The following is a 17,696-nucleotide window of genomic DNA, read 5'->3' as shown; positions in this document are numbered from 1 at the left end:
TGCGCTTAAGAATTGATGGTCCTCCACAGCATATCTTTTAATTCCTGAATATTCTTACCTGCTACAGAAGAGATAAATATATATGGAATATGAGGAGGAAGCTGCAGCTTCATTTCATTTTGTAATTCTTCATCCAGCATATCCGATTTAGTAACAGCCAATAAACGAGGTTTGTCTAACAGTTCACGATTATATGTAGTCAACTCGTTCAGAAGGATATTATATTCTTCTGCAATTGTACGATCGGTATCAGACGGCACCATAAATAAAAGAACGGAATTTCGTTCGATATGTCTTAAGAAACGATACCCTAAACCTTTTCCTTGCGATGCTCCTTCGATAATTCCCGGAATGTCCGCCATGACGAAAGATTTACTATCTCTATAGCCGACGATACCAAGATTAGGAACCAAGGTTGTAAACGGATAATTTGCAATTTCTGGTTTTGCTGCCGACACGACCGACAACAATGTCGACTTGCCCGCATTAGGAAAACCCACAAGCCCAACATCGGCTAATACCTTCAGTTCAAGAATAACCCATTGTTCCTTACCCGGTATACCAGGTTGCGCATGCCTAGGTGTTTGCTGTGTTGCTGATTTAAAGTGCCAATTACCTAATCCTCCCTTCCCACCTGGAGTTAGGATTTGAGTTTCTCCATCCGCTGTAATCTCAAAAAGAACCTCCCCAGTTTCAGCATCTTTAGCCACAGTACCTAACGGAACTTCTAAAATCTCATCCGTCCCGGTCGCTCCAGAGCGTAAGGAAGCACCTCCACGTTCACCATCTGCAGCGATAATATGTTTCCTATATTTCAAATGCAATAGAGTCCAATGTTGAGAGGAACCTTTGAGAATAATATGTCCACCACGACCACCATCTCCACCGTCAGGACCACCCTTAGCTGTATGTTTATCGCGATGTAAATGCGCAGAACCAGCTCCACCATGTCCCGAACGACAACACACTTTCACATAATCAACAAAATTCGAGCCTTGCGCCATACTAGTTAAAAATTAAACACTATATTTATCAATAACAGCTGATAACTCAGCAAAAATAGCTTCTATATCACCAATTCCGTTCACTTTCGATAATTTACCTTGTTCCTCATAATAAGGTAACACATGGATAGTCTTATGGAAATATTCCTCAATACGCTTTTTAAGTTTATCAGCAGCATCATCAGCTCTTCCCGATATCTCTTGGCGCTTCGCAATACGCTGCGTCAATTCTTCTTCAGTTACATCCAGCGCGATAACTCCGCTAATAGCAGTATTGTTATCCGCGAGAAACCTATCTAAAGCTTCTGCCTGAGCGACAGTGCGGGGGAAACCATCGAAAATAAATCCTTTAGCATCTGGATTATTTTTGACTTCCTCTTCCAACATAGCGATAGTAATAGAATCGGGAACTAAATTTCCCTCAGCTATAATTTGGCTTACCTGCTGCCCCAAACTTGTTTGATTCTTGATATGCGAACGAAAAATATCTCCGGTAGAAACATGGACTAATTGGTATTTATCAATAAGTTTTTCCGATTGAGTACCTTTTCCTGCTCCTGGAGGTCCGAATAATACAAGGTTTAGCATAAGTTTTAGTTGTTATATTATGACAAAATAAAAGCCTAATCCGTTTTAAAGAATTAGGCTTTTCAGTTAATGAGTGCGCTCAAAGGGAGTCGAACCCCTAACCTCCTGATCCGTAGTCAGGTGCTCTATCCAATTAAGCTATGAGCGCGGCAACCATCACTTCATGACTAACAGCCTTTTCTGTTTTGGTGATGCAAATATAGAGAATTATCTAGTTTATCACAAACTTTTTTTTACATTTTAAGATTCAATATAATAACGCAAATTATCCGATAATTACGCCTCATAAAGAAAAAAAAGTAGATTATTACGTTTTAGGAAGAAATAATGTGCGCTCAAAGGGAGTCGAACCCCTAACCTCCTGATCCGTAGTCAGGTGCTCTATCCAATTAAGCTATGAGCGCAGCATTTTATTCAAAACCAACGTGATTTATTGGTTTTAGTGATGCAAATATCGACACTTTTTTAAATTTAGCAAATTATTTTTAGCTTTTTTCATTGTTTAAAAACAATCTTTTCGCTATATTGTTGATATCAATATATTTATATTTTATTATTTTTTATGGCAGAACGTATAATTCGTACGAATAAGATCCGAATTGGTGATATCAGCATCTCTTACTATATAAAAAAAGCAATCGAGAAAAATGAGAAAACTATAGTTTTCCTTCATGGATTTCCTTTTAATAAAAACATGTGGAAGGATCAGCTGGAATCCTTGGAAGATAACATCACCGGCATTGCAGTAGATATACGTGGACACGGACTAACGACAAGTGGTCATGGTTTTTTTAGTATTGACGTTTTTGCAAAAGACCTCAAAGTATTTATAGAGAAACTGGACTTGAATAATGTTACTCTATGCGGGATATCGATGGGTGGTTATATTGCTCTTCGTGCTTATGAATTGTTCCCTGAAAAAATAAAAGGATTAATATTATCTGACACCCATCATCTAGCAGATGACAACGCCGGAAAACAGAAGCGCTTTGACACAATACAATCTGTCCTCCAACATGGGCGTCGGCCTTTCGCCATTGGCTTTATCGACAACCTCTTTGCCAAAGATAGCATTGAAAAGCAACCCGAAGCTATTGAAATGATCAAAAGCAGCATTCGACGCAATACCGTAAACAATATATGCGCCACGCTTTTGGCACTCGCTGCGCGCACAGATACTTCAGAAGTATTAAAAAAAATAAATGTGCCTACTTTACTCTTACGGGGATCTCTTGATAAAATTACACCTAGAGAGCCAATGGAACACATGCACGAAAAAATAGAGCGATCACAATTCACCGAATTGGAGAATTGCGGACATCTTCCCAACGTCGAAGATCCCCTAGCTTTCAACAAGCAGATGAATGCCTTTTTACTCGAATATTAAATTGTGAAAGCGTAAACACAATGGCCGAAGATTAGTTCTATAAGGCTAGCCATACTTTTTTAAGAGATCGTTTGGAATAGCATCTTTTGCGAGTTCATGTCCCTTTTTAATAAGTTCAGCAGAGCGGGGAAAATCCCATATGCCGGCCATATTATGCGGAATATGAACTGTATAATCTGGCTTATAAAGTTCTAAACTCATTTCACTCAATCTCCGACGCATAGCATAATAAGACTCTTGCAATAAAGCTATTGCATTCAATTTCCCAAATACTTTGGCTGAAGTTGCATCCGGGCGGCCGTCTAAATTGACTGCAACAATAATATTCGTCTTATTCTGCACGTGGTTAACAGGTACAGGATTTAAGACCCCTCCATCTACCAAATAACGATCCTTCAGATCAATTCCGGTAAATACAGCAGGTATGGCAATGGAAGCCCTGATGGCCTGATATATACTCCCCTCCCGAATAAGCACCTCCCTATCATTTCGCAAATCTGTAGCTACTGCAGTATATTTGATAGGGAGGTCTTCGATATTAACATCTCCAAAAACCTCATGCAATGTATCCAATACACGCATACCTTTTAATAGACCATACCTCGGATTGGAGAAATCAAGTAATCTAAAGACATCTCTTTTTGTCAACTTACTCATCCAGTCACCGAGCAAACCTACTTTTCCTGCTGCATAAGCTGCACCTACCAAGGAACCTATAGAGCATCCTACAATTTCGTCAATCTCCAGCTCCCGTTCCTCCAAAAGCTTAATAACACCTATTTGTGTAATGCCCCGTGCACCGCCGCTTCCCAATACTAAAGATATTTTTTGCTTCATATATGTAAAGTTAAACTTCTTTATTCTTTTGGTATATTTTTTTTGTTTTCAACACAAATATTGGCAATTCATGCGTCTCATTTTTATTCCCGTAAAATTAGTATATCTTCGTCTTAACAGATTATAAATTAATTTCAAACAATTTACAATCTTTTACCGTTATATAATAAAAATATCTTTATGACCCTTAATATTATCAGAAAAAACATATTCTTCAAACCTGATCCAAAACGTGTATTAGCGCGCTATTTTAACCTGAGTGTAGAACGCTCTAGTAAAGTGGTGAATCGCGTGTTGAGTATGAGTAGAGAGCAACAGGCGGACACATTGAATCAGGTACTACGTAATTTTTCAAAACGTCATCGCAGTGTGGTTTCTATTTTAGAAAAAAACTATAAACGTACACAATCTCTACTTCATGGTATGAATATCCGAGATACTGATATTTCATACAAGCAAAAGCTACTTATCGGCTCCTATTTCACGATGGAATACTCTATCGAAGCTGCCGCTTTTTTCAATCCTTCGGTAGTAGAAGCGATCGACCAGACACAACTGCGTGACGGTGAAAAAAGGATAATTTTGAGTTTTAGAGCTACTGGCGAAGGTCATGTTTCGTCTATCGTATTTCGGTCTGCTGTCATCGATAACGATTTAAATATTAAACAAGATACAGCAGGCGCCTTATTGGAAAAACCTAAAGTGATAAAAAGCCATCGCTACCAAAAGGACGATTTTGTCAATAAGTTGCTACAAATGCATTATCCGGAAGAACACGTTTTAGATATTATTAGAAATAAGCTGACGGATACATTCACGTATGAAGAGTTGCGTCGATATGTGATCGAGATGCAACGTGAAAATGAGTTAAGTCTAGATGGCATAACGCTAATGAATCAGATAATGTGGCTTGCTTCGTCCCACTATGAAATGACCTATTCTTTAGACACGTCGATTTCAGAACGCGTTATTTTCCCGATCAGTGATACGGAACAAAGAGGTATCGAAGATGCGCGCTTCGTGCGGTTTATCGATGAAAAAGATAGAGTCACGTACTATGCGACGTACACGGCATATGATGGTTTCACCATATTGCCAAAATTGTTGTCAACGAAAGATTTTATACATTTCAAAGTACTGCCCATCAATGGCAAGATAGCAAATAAAGGTGCAGCACTCTTTCCTCGAAAAATTAATGGAAGGTACGCGATGCTTTGTCGCGTCGACGGCGAAAATAATTATATCGCTTTTTCCGACAATATCAATAACTGGCAACAGGACATCACCCTGCTTACCGGTCCTGAATACCCTTGGGAGTTTATACAGCTCGGTAACTGCGGATCGCCAATAGAGACGGATAAGGGCTGGCTCTTACTTACCCACAGCGTGGGACCAATGCGGGAATATACCATTAGTGCGATACTACTCGATCTAGAGGACCCTACTAAAATTATTGGTAAGCTCAAGGAACCGCTATTATATCCCAATGCGGAGGAACGCGAAGGTTATGTGCCGAATGTGGTATATTCCTGTGGACAGATCGTACATAATGGTCATTTAATCATACCGTACGCTATGTCCGATTACGCTTCAACCTATGCAACTATTGAATTGGAAGAACTTCTTACCGCATTGATCGAATCTTAGGTCAGTGCAGTGAGCACCCGTTTTACATGCATGTATGAAATCCAGAAACAGATCGTGCTTTCCGCCCCTTGGTTGCGGTTTACGCCATGGCTCTCCAATCCATCGCAGCATCCTTTCGTTTCTGGATCATACAAACTGAGGTGAAGCTCATTTTTACCTAAAAACCATTGAAATGAACTTATCATCTTCGTAAGGTATTTTTCGTCTTGCGTTATCTTGTGCGTTTGATCGTAGAGCAATATGACGGTGGAAACCTCAATAGGCTGCTGTCCGAATTTGCTTCTTTCGGCCCCTTCCACATACCATTTTGTATTTCCTATAATGGATAAGTATCCTTTTTCGAAAATTAACTGATCCAGAAATTTAAAACTCTCCATTCCTACTTCTATGAGCACATCGTCCTTCAAAATCGTCCCTGCCCTTAAAATGCTTAACGGTAAAAGTGCATTATCATACGAAATTATCTTTTCAAACCATTGCCAGTTTTCACCTGAATTCTGTCGATATTCACTGACAATATAATGCGCCATTGCGCTCAGTTCTGCTAATACATCCTTATCGTTAGGCTGGTGCTCAAGATAATAGGTTACCCCCATTATGTTATAGGCTACTGCTCGTACGGATTTCATCGTTTTAAAGTGGGGAACGGCGTTGAAGAAAAGCTCTTTTCCCATCTGATAAAAACTATTGAACGGTGCTGCTTTCAGCAAATACCCCAAAGACCAGATAGTACGGCCGAACGAATCTTCGGTACCCTCGTCATCCAGAAATTCGTTAGAAAAGGACATAAAGTTTCTAAATTTACCGCTATCCAGTTGCATATAATGCACATAATTTAGATAGGTTGAAATTAGTCCCTCCAGCTCTTCTGACGGATATAACTCATAGGCCATTAACGCCAATAGCATAGCTCGAGAATTATCATCCAGGCAATAACCGTGGTGATAGTTTGGCGTGGCATACTTGGCATGCTGCAGAATACCGACATGGTTAGTCAATCTTTTGATATGTGTAAGATCAAATTCTGGGAAATACAACGCTATTTTTTTTAGCTGATTTACAGCATCTTCTTCCACTTGCCGCAAAACCACCCGCTCAAAAAGGTTAATATACCTAACACCTAATTTATTCCAAGAAAGTTCCTGCCCATACAAGTAAGCCTTCTGCCGGACGGTGTCCAGCTTATCCGGATTGGAAAAAAGATCCAACAATATATGTGCTAGTTTTTTATCGTCGTTAAAGTTAAACAGCACGCCCCTCCCCTCTGCGAGCATTTCTTTTGCGTGCCAGTATGGAGTAGACAACACTGCAGCTCCGGCACCAACTGCAAAAGATAGTGTACCGCTAGTGATCTGAGCTTCATTGACATAGGGCGTGATATATATGTCGCAGGCAGATAAGTAAAGCGATAGATCTGCTATATCAACAAATAAATTGACAAAGCGGACATTGTTTTGCAGGTTCAGCTCTTCTACCAGTTCTTCTAAATAATGTCGGTATTCCTCTCCGGTTCTTTTCAGGGTTGTTGGATGTGTTTTACCAACAACTAAGTATAGCACCTCCGGGAATTTAGCAACTAAAGCTGGTAGTGCTTTTATCGCGACGTCGATTCCTTTGCTCCTACCAATGAAACCAAAAGTCATAATGACTTTGCGATCCGACAGGTTTAGTTTCTGTTTGGCATCTTGGTGCTCGACCGAAAATTGGGGTACACCGTGGGGAATCAAAAGTATTTTCGTTTCTTTAATCTTATAAACTTGGGTAAGTAACTCAATAGCAAATTGACTCATCACCACAAGCTTCGAAGCCCGCTGTGCTATGCGATTTAAAATTGACCTCTCATCGACCGACGGCCTTTTCAGGACAGTATGTAGGTTAACAACAAGTGGAATGTCAAGGTTGTCAATTAGTGAAAGTATAAAATCACCGCTTTTTCCTCCAAATATACCGTACTCATGTTCCAATACACAAACATCATATTGATGCTGATTAATGTATTCAGCTGCTTTAATATAATCCGCCAATGTATGTTGGGCAATTGAAAATACGACGTCGTCAGGATAATCATATATTTCTCCCTCGTCTGTCAATGCAAAAACATGTTGGTCTATTTTTTTATCTTGATCATTAAAAGAAATAGCGGAAAGAATGTCGTGGGCAAAGGTAGCTATTCCACATTGTCTCGGGGCGTAGGTACTAATATAAGCGATTTTCATGTTTAATTCTATGTTATTCTAATAAGTAGAAAAGAATCAAAAATGTTTTCGTTTCCAACCAAACATAAGCAAAATGCTTTGCATTAGCAAACCGGACAGCATGCGTTCAGTTGTACAGTTGAAAGTAAACTCGGCTTTCCTCCACCGTCTCCCAGAAGCAACTTTCTTAAAAACATAAAAGCATTCCCGCTTATGGAATGCTTTTATACTGCCTGCATACTTTATTAGTTAAGATACTTACTAAAAAATCCAAGCATTGATTTATAAAAATCGATACTATTCGCTTCTTTTGCAAAACCGTGTCCTTCGTCGTACTTCACCATATAAGGTACATCAACGCCTTTATCACGTAAAGCCTTGACAATTTGATCTGATTCAGCAATTTTTACACGTGGATCATTTGCACCTTGCACTACAAATAACGGAGCTTTAATTCTATCCAAATGGAAAACTGGAGACACTTCCTTAGCAATTATGGCCTCTTCAGGATTGTCCAAATCATACCAAATTTCTTTTATCATCTCCTTATAAGGTTTCCAATATTCTGGAAACGACTCAAAGAATGTATAAATATTGGATACCCCTACATAGTCTACCCCTGCCTTGTACAAATCCGGTGTTTTAATCAATCCCATCAATGTAGCATAACCTCCGTGACTTCCGCCGTAAATAGCAACATTATCTTTATCTGCCCAACCTTGTTCAATGGCATACTTTACACCGTCTTCTACATCATCCATTGCTTTACGGCCAATTTGTTTAAAACCTGCCCGCAAAAACTCTTTTCCGTATCCACCCGAAATACGAAAATTCACCTGCAAAGTAGCATATCCACGACTTGCAAACAGTTGTGTCTCCGGATTAAATCCCCAGCTGTCTCTAATTCCTTGTGGGCCGCCATGTGGATTTACTACAAGAGGGACTTTTTTTCCTTCTACTGCAGCTTTAGGCAATGTAATATACCCATGAATGGTTAAGCCATCTCGCGTTTCGAATTTTATTGGGCGCATTTCAGCCATATCTTCTTCCTTCAATTGCGGCATCAAATCATAAAGCAATTCCAGCTTACCGGAAGAGGCATAATAGCTGTAATATTTACCATACAATTTATCACTCTGCACTAATATAAGGTACTGATCTTCGTTATCCGTTTTACCTGTAATAGAAAATTGATGGTTTGGAAATTGTTTAGTTACATTAGCATAAATTTTTTTAAATACAGTGCTTATCGGTTCGATAAGCAATTTCTCCCCCTCATAGCCTAAATAATCAATTTCCCAATTACGCTTGCGAGAAAGGCCTAAAATAGAAGCATCAAAATCTTCGTTGGAATATATTTCTTTTAGATTGTTTTTAGTCTTAAAATCATACAATATGATACGTGCTTTATCCGAATCCAGATTGGTCAACACATATGCATCGTCTGGATTTTCGCTTGCGTAGTTGAAGGATAATACCGAAAAACTATCGTCCCATTTTGTGGTATGGAACAAATCAAAATCAGCAGCTCCATTTACTTTATAGAAATATTGCTGATTGATTCCATTCTGCATTTTGCTGTATCCACGAAGATTACCGTCTTTATCAAAATCGTAACCCGCTATCGGGTTAGCAGGGTCGTCATTCGTAAAAAGTTTAACCAGTTCGCCTGTGTTCACGTTGACCTTGTATGGTTCGAACACTTGTTTATTATCCTTATTCATGGATATGATCATAAAATCCTTCTGTTCCTTTAGCAGATTCAAAATACTCGCTTGCACTCCTTCGTATGGCGTAAGGTCAACATTGTTATTGCCATCTAGATCCACAGCATATAAGTGATAGTTCTCATCACCTCCTTTGTCCATGACATAGACTAAGCGATTGTCATTAATCCATCCGTATCCCCGTATTAGCTCCTTCTTCTCCTCTATTGCACGAGCAATTTTACCAGTAGCGATCTCTTTTATCATCACATGCCTTTTGTTCTGATCGTCTTTCTCCATATAGGATAGGTATTTACCATTAGGCGAAAGTTGGAAACTAGAAGATTTAGGTCTAGCAAAGTAATCCTCCACCTTATACTTGTAATTGCCATCGGCTAATAAAGCCAAGGCGGCCAAATCAGCAGATGACGATACTAAAGTGGTATCCCCGGGTTTACTGAGAATCGCCTTTTCCAGATTCAACGGGAACTTCATGCCTCCCTGTAAAAATTCACCTTCTACCTTGTCGCCCGTCAAAGTACCTTCGTACTTGATGCCTGCTTGAGTTTGGGACAACATCAACAGCGAATTTTCAAATTTAACTTCCGTTAAAGGTAACCCCATTGCCCCCTGAGTAGGCACATCCATAGTTCCTTTTAACTTTCCGTCCTTTTCTGTGATATGGAAGATTAAATCCAGAGAAACGCCCTGTAACTCTAGGGTTCCTTTCCAATCTCCTTTTATTTGGGCAAAACTATTTGTCATCCCCAAAATTACACATACTGCAATTAAAATAGAATTCTTCATCCGTGTTAATTTATTTAAATGATTAGTGTCATAAACATCAACTTTGTTACAACAAATTTAATTTTTAAATATTTCCTTTTTTCATATTTTGGTTTTAATACCAATAAAAAGTATCTAACTATGCTTCTAAAAATACCGGATGGTTGAAAATCATTTTTTAATGATGAAAACAACCCCAAATGCTTCAAACGTCGTTTTTATTCTTCAACGGAGTCTAGCACAACCAAATTAAAAACGGACACTTCTTTACAAACCGTGTTCGACAACACAAAAAAAGACGACAAATATTCTGTAATGTCGTACAAGTCCGCAAAAAAAGAAGGCTGGTATTTTGAAATGTAGTCCAAATGTGGAAGAAAAGAGAAAATGTTTTTTAGTAGTATTAACCAATATATAGCAAATATCAGCAGGTTATTAAAATGCTATGCCAGTTCTCCTAGATGTGGTATCCGAATTCTGACGATTTCTATTAAAGAAATGAGGCTTTTCTAAAGCATGTAGAAAAGCCTCATTTGCAGTACGCCCAACAGGATTCGAACCTGTGACCGACGGTTTAGAAAACCGTTGCTCTATCCAGCTGAGCTATGGGCGCCTCCTTTCGGTGAAGCAAAAGTAGCTATTTGCAGGTTATTTGCAAAATAAAAAAAGTATTTTTTCGCAAAAAGCTAGCAATCAACAGAATTGATCTTAGCGTACTGTTGAGAGTGATATTTTTCAAAATAAATTTTGCAAATAACGGTAGAATTTCTACTTTTGTCGCGGAGAGTTGGCAGAGTGGTCGAATGCGGCGGTCTTGAAAACCGTTAACTGTCACAGGTTCGGGGGTTCGAATCCCTCACTCTCCGCATCAAGTAAAACATTTAATATCAAAACCCTATAAATAGCAGTATTTATAGGGTTTTTGCTTTTATAAGCCTCCCTAAATATTTCAGATTTCCTATTTCGTGCGAGACCCTAAAAGCTGGTCTTCTAGGGTCTCGCTCAAATGTACAGGTATGCGTCTGTACAAAGCATGCCATCAGGTGAACATCTTGACAGTATTAAAAGCAAAGTCAATCAAACTCAGATCATTCTCGAGTATCAGGAAGAGCCAATCCCATTAGAAAAATTCATGAGTGCCTACCTCAGAAAGAAGTAAGAAAAGGAAAAGACACTGATTCCCATATTCCAGAACCACAACAAAAGAGTAAAATCTCTTATTGGTTTAGAGTATTCTGTAGCACACTTGAGCGCTACGAAGTATCGCTCAAGCATACCCAAGAGTTCCTACAAGATCGGTATGGGATCCAAGATATTGCACTTCACAAAATCAATTATACATTTGTAGCCGACTACGATTTCTATTTGCGTACCGACAGGATCCATTCATCAACTACAAATCTAAATTCATTGAGATCAAGTAGATTTTTACGACGATTAATCAAAAAACTACTGTACCCTCCAACTCACAATATCGCTCCAGTCACCAGTCCCATAGCTATTTTTAGCACGCACGCACCTTAATGAAAACTATTGATCTGGACGGCACTCCTTTAATCAAGTTATTCCAGGATCGGATAGTAAAAAATGAATTCTCCCCTTGGAGTTTGGGCGAATGGGGTTCAACTTCATCATATGACGTCCATATCGCATACCTGCACTCATAGGTCAGATCTCTGCCCAACGGATTGAAATCGAAGCGGATTTCGTCGAGGAGTCGCCCATCAGAAAGCCGACCGCCTGGCACTGCAGGAACCATGCACTTCTTCCGTCCTGTAAACACGGGAAAACCCGATGTATACAGGATGGACGATTTACCTTTGGCCACAAAATTAACATGGCCGCCAGTTGTTCGCCCAATAAAGTGGCTAATCTTGCCTTGCTTTCCCGTTTGAGCACCCTGTCGACACGTCCGGGTGTCCAGTTAACTCGAACCAGATTCATCAAATACTCATTATAGGCACTTTCCACTTCTGCAAGCGATGGTGTAGAATCCGGAAAGTGAGGATTCCCCTCCATCGCAGTAAGCACAATATACGCTTCTAATAACAGCACGCTATCTCTATGCTGAGCGAAGCCTCCTAATGCACGTATATAGCTCACAACTAACGATTTTAGATTTACTTGTTTATATTCTGGATTAGATAATGACACTCATGGTGAGGCAACATAATGTAATTATATATTAATATACCGATAATATAGTTAATACCAACGTTATTAAGGAATATAAGTAACGAATATCTAATTTAAATTAATGTTATAATATATTCAGATTACGATATTATAATTTACAAATACGTTTTTATATATAACATTGTCGTTATTATTAATCAAAATAACATTAATATTAATCAAAATAACGTAATTAATAGATACTATAACGACATGTAATATTTTTTATACGTTAATTACATTAGAAATAACGTTAAAATACTATTAAAATACATTAATATTTCTTAAAATAACGTTATTATATTATAAGGATTGAGCAAAAGGGTTGGATTTCTCAGATTAACCCTGTAGCCCATTCTGCTTTGTCCGAACAGTCCGAACTCTAGCTCTTCTTCGAACCATATAGACGTCTTAGCCTCGTCGTGGACATGTACATTACCTTCCGACGCTTCCAGATCCGATCCATCATAAACACTTCGCTGATGCGCCAAGACACGTGAGAAAATTGTTCTGCCGGACAGTTTTGCATATGCACTTTTTATCACGGTACAGTCGAGTGAAAAAGCGTCTACGATTATATCCAGATTTCCTTCTCTTACGATTATACCCATATTTTGTAGGGTGAGTGTCTCTGATGATCGGACAAAGCATTTATCCAGTATCTGCAATCCTGTCAAGATTTTATAGGTGATCGTTATCTGCGGATAATAATCGTGTAGTAACAGATAACCGTAATATTCAGGCTTGGTGTATACGACTAATTGATCGTTGACGATAGATATATTTACCCAATTCGCTTTTTCTCCGCTTTCGTCGATGGAGAAAGACGGTTGTTCGCCATGTGATAGTTTAATCGTACAGCGAGTTTGTACAATTAAATTGTTAAAATCATTCATCGCCAATTTCTCCTTTCCTAACGTTGATGAGATAATTAACCTTCGATTCGAATTTAATAGACAACAGTAAACCTTCTACAATTTCAAAACAGTCTTTAAAGTGTCCTGTCAAGCATTCTTCCGTTAAACGGTCTCTATCGGACAGGTATTGGGATGACTCGATCAATTTATCGCTTCCACTCTCTGTCGCGAATAGCTGAGGAAGGTACGTAGAGATCTTTGTTCTGAGTTGTGATAAAGATACCCCGACACAATAGCTATAAAGGGGATCAAATGCGAAGCCAATAGCGTTGTATAGCTGTTCCATCACGCTGTCCAGTAATATATAGGCTTGATAGGTTTGGCTTTTTTCCAACAATAGCTTGGCCATTTCAAATCCTTTTGTAGCCTTCTCATAATGCTCATTACGATCAGAATTTTCTGCTCTGCTGTAAAGATTCTTGGGGTACTGCGAGGTACATCCTTGATGAAGTTTTCGGGGGTTGTTTTTTTGGTCTTCCCATGATGATTAAAGTTAAATCTTTTTAGAAAAACACTCTCTTAGTTTTAATGAATTATGTCCAAATTTTGCTGACGATTTACACTAAAATAAACTAAAGCATACCAGATTATTAAAATTTAAGGTTGGATGTAAAGTATCGTGCATACGGACATAGAGGGAGATAGCGACAGTAAGATAAACAGAATTTAAAAGTTCTTAGATTTCAACCGCCATTCCAATGGAAAGTAAACTATATCGTCTTCTTCCTCTCCTATTCGCATATATCCCATTCCCTCCATTTTTACAATTCCTGAAGATAGACTGATGAAATAATCCGCATAGTAATTTGAATGAGAAGAAGCTGTTTCCCGAATCTTGTAGACATCACTGTACGTTTTCCCCGCAGCCGTGACGGTAGCGTTTATTGCTAAGACCTTGAAAATTATAACACCCGATAAGGCGTCATCTTCAGGATCTAAAGGTGCAGGAACAAAGTACTCCCAACTATCGTTCACTTTACTATCCTTTTTCAACATTGTAAACTTAATATCATTGTCCGGCCATGCGGTTACCATGCTGAACGTAGTTTGATCTGCAAACCAAAAATGATCTATCACTGGAAATTCCGAATCAGGGAAACTTAACAAAACTTTAAAATAGTCTTTCTCGGTTTTGTCTACAATCTTGTAACTGACCTCTGCTTCACCCTCTTCAGTTACCATCAAATAGTTCCACTGGTTACCAACTTTCATAAATGGAAACGTCTCTTTATCCAATACTTGGTTCTCATCCCGCTTGCACGCTAACAGCAATAGACCCGATACAATAATTAATACGATTTTTTTCATTGTTTTATAGTTCTTTAATTGTTCATATTTTGCTTTTAACTTTTAATAATACTGCAACCTAGGCAGTGTCTTCATAGTTAAAAGCATCTAAAATCATTAAATAAGGTTGATCATTTTACCGCCACTGCTAGCATTTGTGATGCAAAATGGAATCAACCCAAATCGACACGAAGCTAGTCGGATCTCTAGGAAGAAAACACTGTATTAGTTCGTACTTCGACATTCCCGTAATTATACGTAAGACCTAAATATGACATAGATTATATTAGAATGAAATCTAATACAAAACATAACGGTATATTTTTCTGACATATGTCAGTTCCTCCATCTTACTTATATATCTATTTTTGAAAGACCTAGTAATGAATAGAATAATGAAAAAGCAAACGTTACTTATCGTGGACAAAGATTGTCTGTTTCGTAAGCAACTTATCGAAGAACTGAAACAAAATGACTACCCTGCAGTCATCTGGGAGTGTAGTAATGGTCTAGAAGCCATAAGGTACATAAATACCCTACAACCTGATGTCATATTTTTGGATGTAAAACTACCTGGTATCAATGGCTTTGAAGTTCTTGACAGGACAGAACACTCCCCCTTCGTGGTGTTAACTTCAGACTGTTCTACTTATGCAGCAAAGGCATTTGAATACGATGCGATAGACTATCTGCTTAAACCACTTACCAAAAAGCGGCTACAGACTTCCTTGCAAAAGTTAGGTAATCAAAGCGAGATAGTCTTAAATTCTTTCAGTAAGCAATCAACCGTTTACCCCCGTCGTATTCTCGTCGAAAAAGGAAACCGGCTAACAAGTATCCAAGTCTCCCATATCACTCATTTAAAAGCAGACAAAGATTACACCTGGATCTATACCTTGAATAATGAGTCGTTTTTGAGTAACTATGGCATTGGAAAACTTATGCATAAACTTGACCCACATCAATTCCTGCGTATCCATAGATCATACATCGTCAATCTAGATTACATTCAGGAGCTGTATAGAGACATCAACAGATTCTTTTTAACCTTATCTAATAATGTCGAGATCAATGTAGGTCGCAATTATCTACCATCTGTAAAAGAGTTAATCTTCTAAACACACAATCTTCGTTGTAGTAGGTATCGGTAATTCTACTGAAAGCTAAAATTCAGTTTTACTATCGTAAGCGCCCACCTCTATTTCCCATACATTTAATTTGTTAAAATAAATTAAGGCTAGGAAATGCAATACCCGTCTACTATTGTGATAGTCTATAATAAATCTTTGAACAAAAAATCATGAAAACAAAAAATATTTATTTCCATTTTTTGATCGTTACTTCCTGTTCTCTCGGCACATTGCAAGCTGTAGGACAAACGGATATCCCAGCATTTGTCAGAAAAACTGTAATGGTCAACGGCAATGGAGTCCCGGTAAAAAAATGGATAATACAACAAAAACAAGGGAAATATATTGCTATTTTAGGAAATGGAACTATCCTGGAGATCGATTCCGAAGGGACTTGGCTTTGCACAAAAAGCATCATTAAAAAAAGAAATATGCCTAACGAGATGAAGAATGCAATGGATAGATATCTCTCAGAAGGGTATCAAATAACCCGCATAATAGAAACAAAAGAGGTCGGACACAGTGGTGTTTCCTATCACATATGGTATAATTCGAAAAAAAAGAACGGTAGGATTTTTCTCAATTCCGCTGGCGAAATCCTGCAAGATGATTAAGCCATAATACTGAGGTTTAAAAGTAGCGAGGTATTCAACTGCGATTCCTGACTGTTTTACTGAATTGCGCAGAAACTCCGCCCCGAATGCCAAAATTAGGTTTCAAAAAGGGATGTCCGGCTGCCCAGCCCTCGGTTTTAGATTCAAGGGTCGCGTATATTTTCCATGTACTATTAAAGGAATAAGCGGAACGGAGTCTAAGCAACCCACCTGGACGACCTTACTCACTATAAAAACTCAGTGCTTGCCCCCATAACACGGCACTTTAATGCAAAGCCACTAATATTCTTCAGATGTTAGAAAAGTGGGGCATATTCCTCGCGCTTCATAAGGTTCATTTGGTCGGTACAAATCGTAAACCCACGGTGTAAAATCCCATCCTACAAAGTCCCGGTCATTGATTTGTAGACCATGGGCGTTCATGCTATCAATACTAGCATTATAATCATTCCTCCTAAACTGATTAACATAGTCGATAGTATGTTTCTTCAATAATATATTCAAAAGTAACGTATTGATGGTGTAGAATACGTTGTCTCGACCGAGTTCAATATAAGACGATGAAGATCATTTACATTTGAATAAAATATATACTGCATTAAAAATAGAAAGGTCTATATTGAAATAAATCATTAAATTGCTTAATTATATATTTGACGTACTTCGTCATTCACCTAAAATTAAGATTATGTGGGCATTTGCTATTAAACAAAAAATGACGGCTGCAATATTACTCTGTACCGTACTCTGTCTAGTAATGCTGACTAATATTCGTGAGCGACGAAATGCAGCAAGAATAAGCACAGCAGTGACTTCCATATACGAAGACAGACTTGTGGTTGGTCTTTATATCCTTAAGTTGTCAAAACATATTGAAGCCATTCTTGGCGTACTTGAAAAGGGTGGAACAAACACCACTCCATTAATAAGTAATCAGCTTGCCGATATACATGAACTGAATACCTTATATGGAAAAACATTGCTAACGGAAACTGAAAAAAATAGTTTCGAGCAATTTAAAAAACTTTGTCAAACCATCTCGATAAACAACAGACCGGAAGAATACGATACCGTAAAAATAGCAGCCTTGCAAGCAGAAGATGTCTTGCAAACCCTTTCATCGATACAAATAGAGGAAGGGAAAAATCAGCTGGATAATGTTTTAAGCATGACAAATTTATCAAGCATAATTTCATACATCGAAATGGCCATTTTGATTATTATTGCAGTTATTATACAAGTGTTGGTGCTTTCTTCGAAAACCTTGTTATCAGCCAGGAAACCGCCTAATGAAAATTTAAATTAGAGAATTATCCTGTTATCCTTCACCTATAATTCGCGCAAAGTTAATGAGTACTGTTGCTGCCATTAAGGCCAATGACTATCAGTTTCAACTGGATGTAAAAGAATTGTCTATTTTTGT

General features: G+C 38.3%; 17 protein-coding genes and 4 tRNA genes. 8 read left to right on the top strand and 13 right to left on the bottom strand.

Features of this window, described 5'->3' with window-relative positions; genetic code table 11:
- Positions 1–5 precede the first annotated feature (5 nt).
- The 4 genes from obgE to FAZ15_RS02235 form a co-directional block, all read right to left on the bottom strand.
- Entirely contained in the window at positions 6–1,004 is a 999-nt protein-coding gene (gene obgE, locus FAZ15_RS02250) for a GTPase ObgE (RefSeq protein ID WP_136899683.1), read from the bottom strand.
- A 12-nt stretch (positions 1,005–1,016) separates the two neighbouring features.
- Positions 1,017–1,592, bottom strand: a complete 576-nt coding sequence (locus FAZ15_RS02245; RefSeq protein ID WP_136899682.1) for an adenylate kinase — start codon at positions 1,590–1,592, stop codon at positions 1,017–1,019.
- Positions 1,593–1,666: 74 nt separating this feature from the next.
- Positions 1,667–1,740, bottom strand: a tRNA-Arg gene (locus FAZ15_RS02240).
- A gap of 182 nt (positions 1,741–1,922) precedes the next feature.
- Positions 1,923–1,996 (bottom strand) — tRNA-Arg (locus FAZ15_RS02235).
- 158 nt (positions 1,997–2,154) lie between these two features.
- Here FAZ15_RS02235 and FAZ15_RS02230 point away from each other — a divergent pair.
- Positions 2,155–2,979 carry an alpha/beta fold hydrolase gene (locus tag FAZ15_RS02230; RefSeq protein WP_136899681.1) on the top strand — a complete coding sequence of 275 codons (825 nt, stop codon included), beginning with the start codon at positions 2,155–2,157 and terminating at the stop codon, positions 2,977–2,979.
- A gap of 45 nt (positions 2,980–3,024) precedes the next feature.
- Here FAZ15_RS02230 and FAZ15_RS02225 read toward each other — a convergent pair whose 3' ends face one another.
- Positions 3,025–3,816: a patatin-like phospholipase family protein gene (locus tag FAZ15_RS02225; protein WP_136899680.1), complete on the bottom strand. Its 792-nt coding sequence runs from the start codon at positions 3,814–3,816 to the stop codon at positions 3,025–3,027.
- Between the two features lie 180 nt (positions 3,817–3,996).
- On the opposite strand from FAZ15_RS02225, the gene FAZ15_RS02220 reads away from it, so the two are divergent.
- A complete protein-coding gene (locus FAZ15_RS02220) occupies positions 3,997–5,463 on the top strand; it encodes a glycoside hydrolase family 130 protein (protein WP_136899679.1) in 1,467 nt (488 codons plus the stop codon).
- Here the strand turns inward: FAZ15_RS02220 and FAZ15_RS02215 are convergent.
- The 3 genes from FAZ15_RS02215 to FAZ15_RS02205 all read right to left on the bottom strand — a co-directional run bounded on the left by FAZ15_RS02215 (position 5,460) and on the right by FAZ15_RS02205 (position 10,763).
- Positions 5,460–7,679, bottom strand: a complete 2,220-nt coding sequence (locus FAZ15_RS02215; protein ID WP_136899678.1) for a glycosyltransferase family 4 protein — start codon at positions 7,677–7,679, stop codon at positions 5,460–5,462. The two genes, FAZ15_RS02220 and FAZ15_RS02215, sit on opposite strands and share 4 nt — an antisense overlap.
- 224 nt (positions 7,680–7,903) lie before the next feature.
- Positions 7,904–10,171 (bottom strand): alpha/beta hydrolase family protein, encoded by a 2,268-nt coding sequence (locus tag FAZ15_RS02210; protein ID WP_136899677.1) that lies wholly within the window; start codon positions 10,169–10,171, stop codon positions 7,904–7,906.
- 518 nt (positions 10,172–10,689) lie between these two features.
- Positions 10,690–10,763, bottom strand: a tRNA-Arg gene (locus FAZ15_RS02205).
- A 168-nt stretch (positions 10,764–10,931) separates the two neighbouring features.
- On the opposite strand from FAZ15_RS02205, the gene FAZ15_RS02200 reads away from it, so the two are divergent.
- The 3 genes from FAZ15_RS02200 (at position 10,932) to FAZ15_RS22775 (ending at position 11,817) form a co-directional block, all read left to right on the top strand.
- Positions 10,932–11,016, top strand: a tRNA-Ser gene (locus FAZ15_RS02200).
- Between the two features lie 253 nt (positions 11,017–11,269).
- Positions 11,270–11,674, top strand: a complete 405-nt coding sequence (locus tag FAZ15_RS23090; RefSeq protein WP_162304872.1) for a phage integrase SAM-like domain-containing protein — start codon at positions 11,270–11,272, stop codon at positions 11,672–11,674.
- Positions 11,674–11,817 carry a hypothetical protein gene (locus FAZ15_RS22775; protein WP_238387121.1) on the top strand — a complete coding sequence of 48 codons (144 nt, stop codon included), beginning with the start codon at positions 11,674–11,676 and terminating at the stop codon, positions 11,815–11,817. The genes FAZ15_RS23090 and FAZ15_RS22775 overlap by 1 nt, the downstream gene beginning before the upstream one ends.
- A gap of 1 nt (position 11,818) precedes the next feature.
- Here FAZ15_RS22775 and FAZ15_RS02195 read toward each other — a convergent pair whose 3' ends face one another.
- From FAZ15_RS02195 to FAZ15_RS02180, 4 genes are all read right to left on the bottom strand, one after another.
- Entirely contained in the window at positions 11,819–12,253 is a 435-nt protein-coding gene (locus tag FAZ15_RS02195; protein ID WP_136899676.1) for a hypothetical protein, read from the bottom strand.
- A gap of 356 nt (positions 12,254–12,609) precedes the next feature.
- Entirely contained in the window at positions 12,610–13,221 is a 612-nt protein-coding gene (locus FAZ15_RS02190; protein ID WP_136899675.1) for a GIN domain-containing protein, read from the bottom strand.
- Positions 13,214–13,591, bottom strand: coding sequence for a hypothetical protein (locus FAZ15_RS02185; protein ID WP_136899674.1), 378 nt, complete (start codon positions 13,589–13,591; stop codon positions 13,214–13,216). Before FAZ15_RS02185 ends, FAZ15_RS02190 begins: the two co-directional genes overlap by 8 nt.
- A gap of 317 nt (positions 13,592–13,908) precedes the next feature.
- A complete protein-coding gene (locus FAZ15_RS02180; RefSeq protein ID WP_136899673.1) occupies positions 13,909–14,550 on the bottom strand; it encodes a hypothetical protein in 642 nt (213 codons plus the stop codon).
- 362 nt (positions 14,551–14,912) lie between these two features.
- On the opposite strand from FAZ15_RS02180, the gene FAZ15_RS02175 reads away from it, so the two are divergent.
- Together FAZ15_RS02175 and FAZ15_RS02170 are read left to right on the top strand one after the other, a co-directional pair.
- The gene (locus FAZ15_RS02175) at positions 14,913–15,647 is read left to right on the top strand and encodes a LytR/AlgR family response regulator transcription factor (protein WP_136899672.1); all 735 of its coding nucleotides are present in this window, start codon (positions 14,913–14,915) and stop codon (positions 15,645–15,647) included.
- Positions 15,648–15,829: 182 nt separating this feature from the next.
- Positions 15,830–16,273: a hypothetical protein gene (locus FAZ15_RS02170; protein ID WP_136899671.1), complete on the top strand. Its 444-nt coding sequence runs from the start codon at positions 15,830–15,832 to the stop codon at positions 16,271–16,273.
- Between the two features lie 279 nt (positions 16,274–16,552).
- Here the strand turns inward: FAZ15_RS02170 and FAZ15_RS02165 are convergent, their stop codons facing one another.
- Entirely contained in the window at positions 16,553–16,777 is a 225-nt protein-coding gene (locus tag FAZ15_RS02165) for a hypothetical protein (RefSeq protein WP_136899670.1), read from the bottom strand.
- 184 nt (positions 16,778–16,961) lie between these two features.
- Between FAZ15_RS02165 and FAZ15_RS02160 the strand changes: the two genes are divergently transcribed.
- Entirely contained in the window at positions 16,962–17,579 is a 618-nt protein-coding gene (locus FAZ15_RS02160; RefSeq protein ID WP_136899669.1) for an MCP four helix bundle domain-containing protein, read from the top strand.
- The last annotated feature ends 117 nt before the right edge of the window (positions 17,580–17,696 follow it).

This window comes from Sphingobacterium olei, from assembly GCF_005048855.1.
Taxonomy (GTDB): domain Bacteria; phylum Bacteroidota; class Bacteroidia; order Sphingobacteriales; family Sphingobacteriaceae; genus Sphingobacterium; species Sphingobacterium olei.
This window is presented reverse-complemented; position numbering and strand designations above follow the sequence as displayed.

Excerpts from the sequence above, each read along its gene's own strand:
- FAZ15_RS02160 (WP_136899669.1), top strand. The coding sequence starts at position 16,962 with ATGTGGGCATTTGCTATTAAACAAAAAATGACGGCTGCAATATTACTC.
- FAZ15_RS02230 (WP_136899681.1), top strand. The coding sequence starts at position 2,155 with ATGGCAGAACGTATAATTCGTACGAATAAGATCCGAATTGGTGATATC.
- FAZ15_RS02170 (WP_136899671.1), top strand. The coding sequence starts at position 15,830 with ATGAAAACAAAAAATATTTATTTCCATTTTTTGATCGTTACTTCCTGT.
- FAZ15_RS02190 (WP_136899675.1), bottom strand. The coding sequence starts at position 13,221 with ATGAATGATTTTAACAATTTAATTGTACAAACTCGCTGTACGATTAAA.
- FAZ15_RS02225 (WP_136899680.1), bottom strand. The coding sequence starts at position 3,816 with ATGAAGCAAAAAATATCTTTAGTATTGGGAAGCGGCGGTGCACGGGGC.
- FAZ15_RS02220 (WP_136899679.1), top strand. The coding sequence starts at position 3,997 with ATGACCCTTAATATTATCAGAAAAAACATATTCTTCAAACCTGATCCA.
- FAZ15_RS22775 (WP_238387121.1), top strand. The coding sequence starts at position 11,674 with ATGAAAACTATTGATCTGGACGGCACTCCTTTAATCAAGTTATTCCAG.
- FAZ15_RS02210 (WP_136899677.1), bottom strand. The coding sequence starts at position 10,171 with ATGAAGAATTCTATTTTAATTGCAGTATGTGTAATTTTGGGGATGACA.
- FAZ15_RS02180 (WP_136899673.1), bottom strand. The coding sequence starts at position 14,550 with ATGAAAAAAATCGTATTAATTATTGTATCGGGTCTATTGCTGTTAGCG.
- FAZ15_RS02245 (WP_136899682.1), bottom strand. The coding sequence starts at position 1,592 with ATGCTAAACCTTGTATTATTCGGACCTCCAGGAGCAGGAAAAGGTACT.
- FAZ15_RS02215 (WP_136899678.1), bottom strand. The coding sequence starts at position 7,679 with ATGAAAATCGCTTATATTAGTACCTACGCCCCGAGACAATGTGGAATA.
- FAZ15_RS02185 (WP_136899674.1), bottom strand. The coding sequence starts at position 13,591 with ATGGCCAAGCTATTGTTGGAAAAAAGCCAAACCTATCAAGCCTATATA.
- obgE (WP_136899683.1), bottom strand. The coding sequence starts at position 1,004 with ATGGCGCAAGGCTCGAATTTTGTTGATTATGTGAAAGTGTGTTGTCGT.
- FAZ15_RS02175 (WP_136899672.1), top strand. The coding sequence starts at position 14,913 with ATGAATAGAATAATGAAAAAGCAAACGTTACTTATCGTGGACAAAGAT.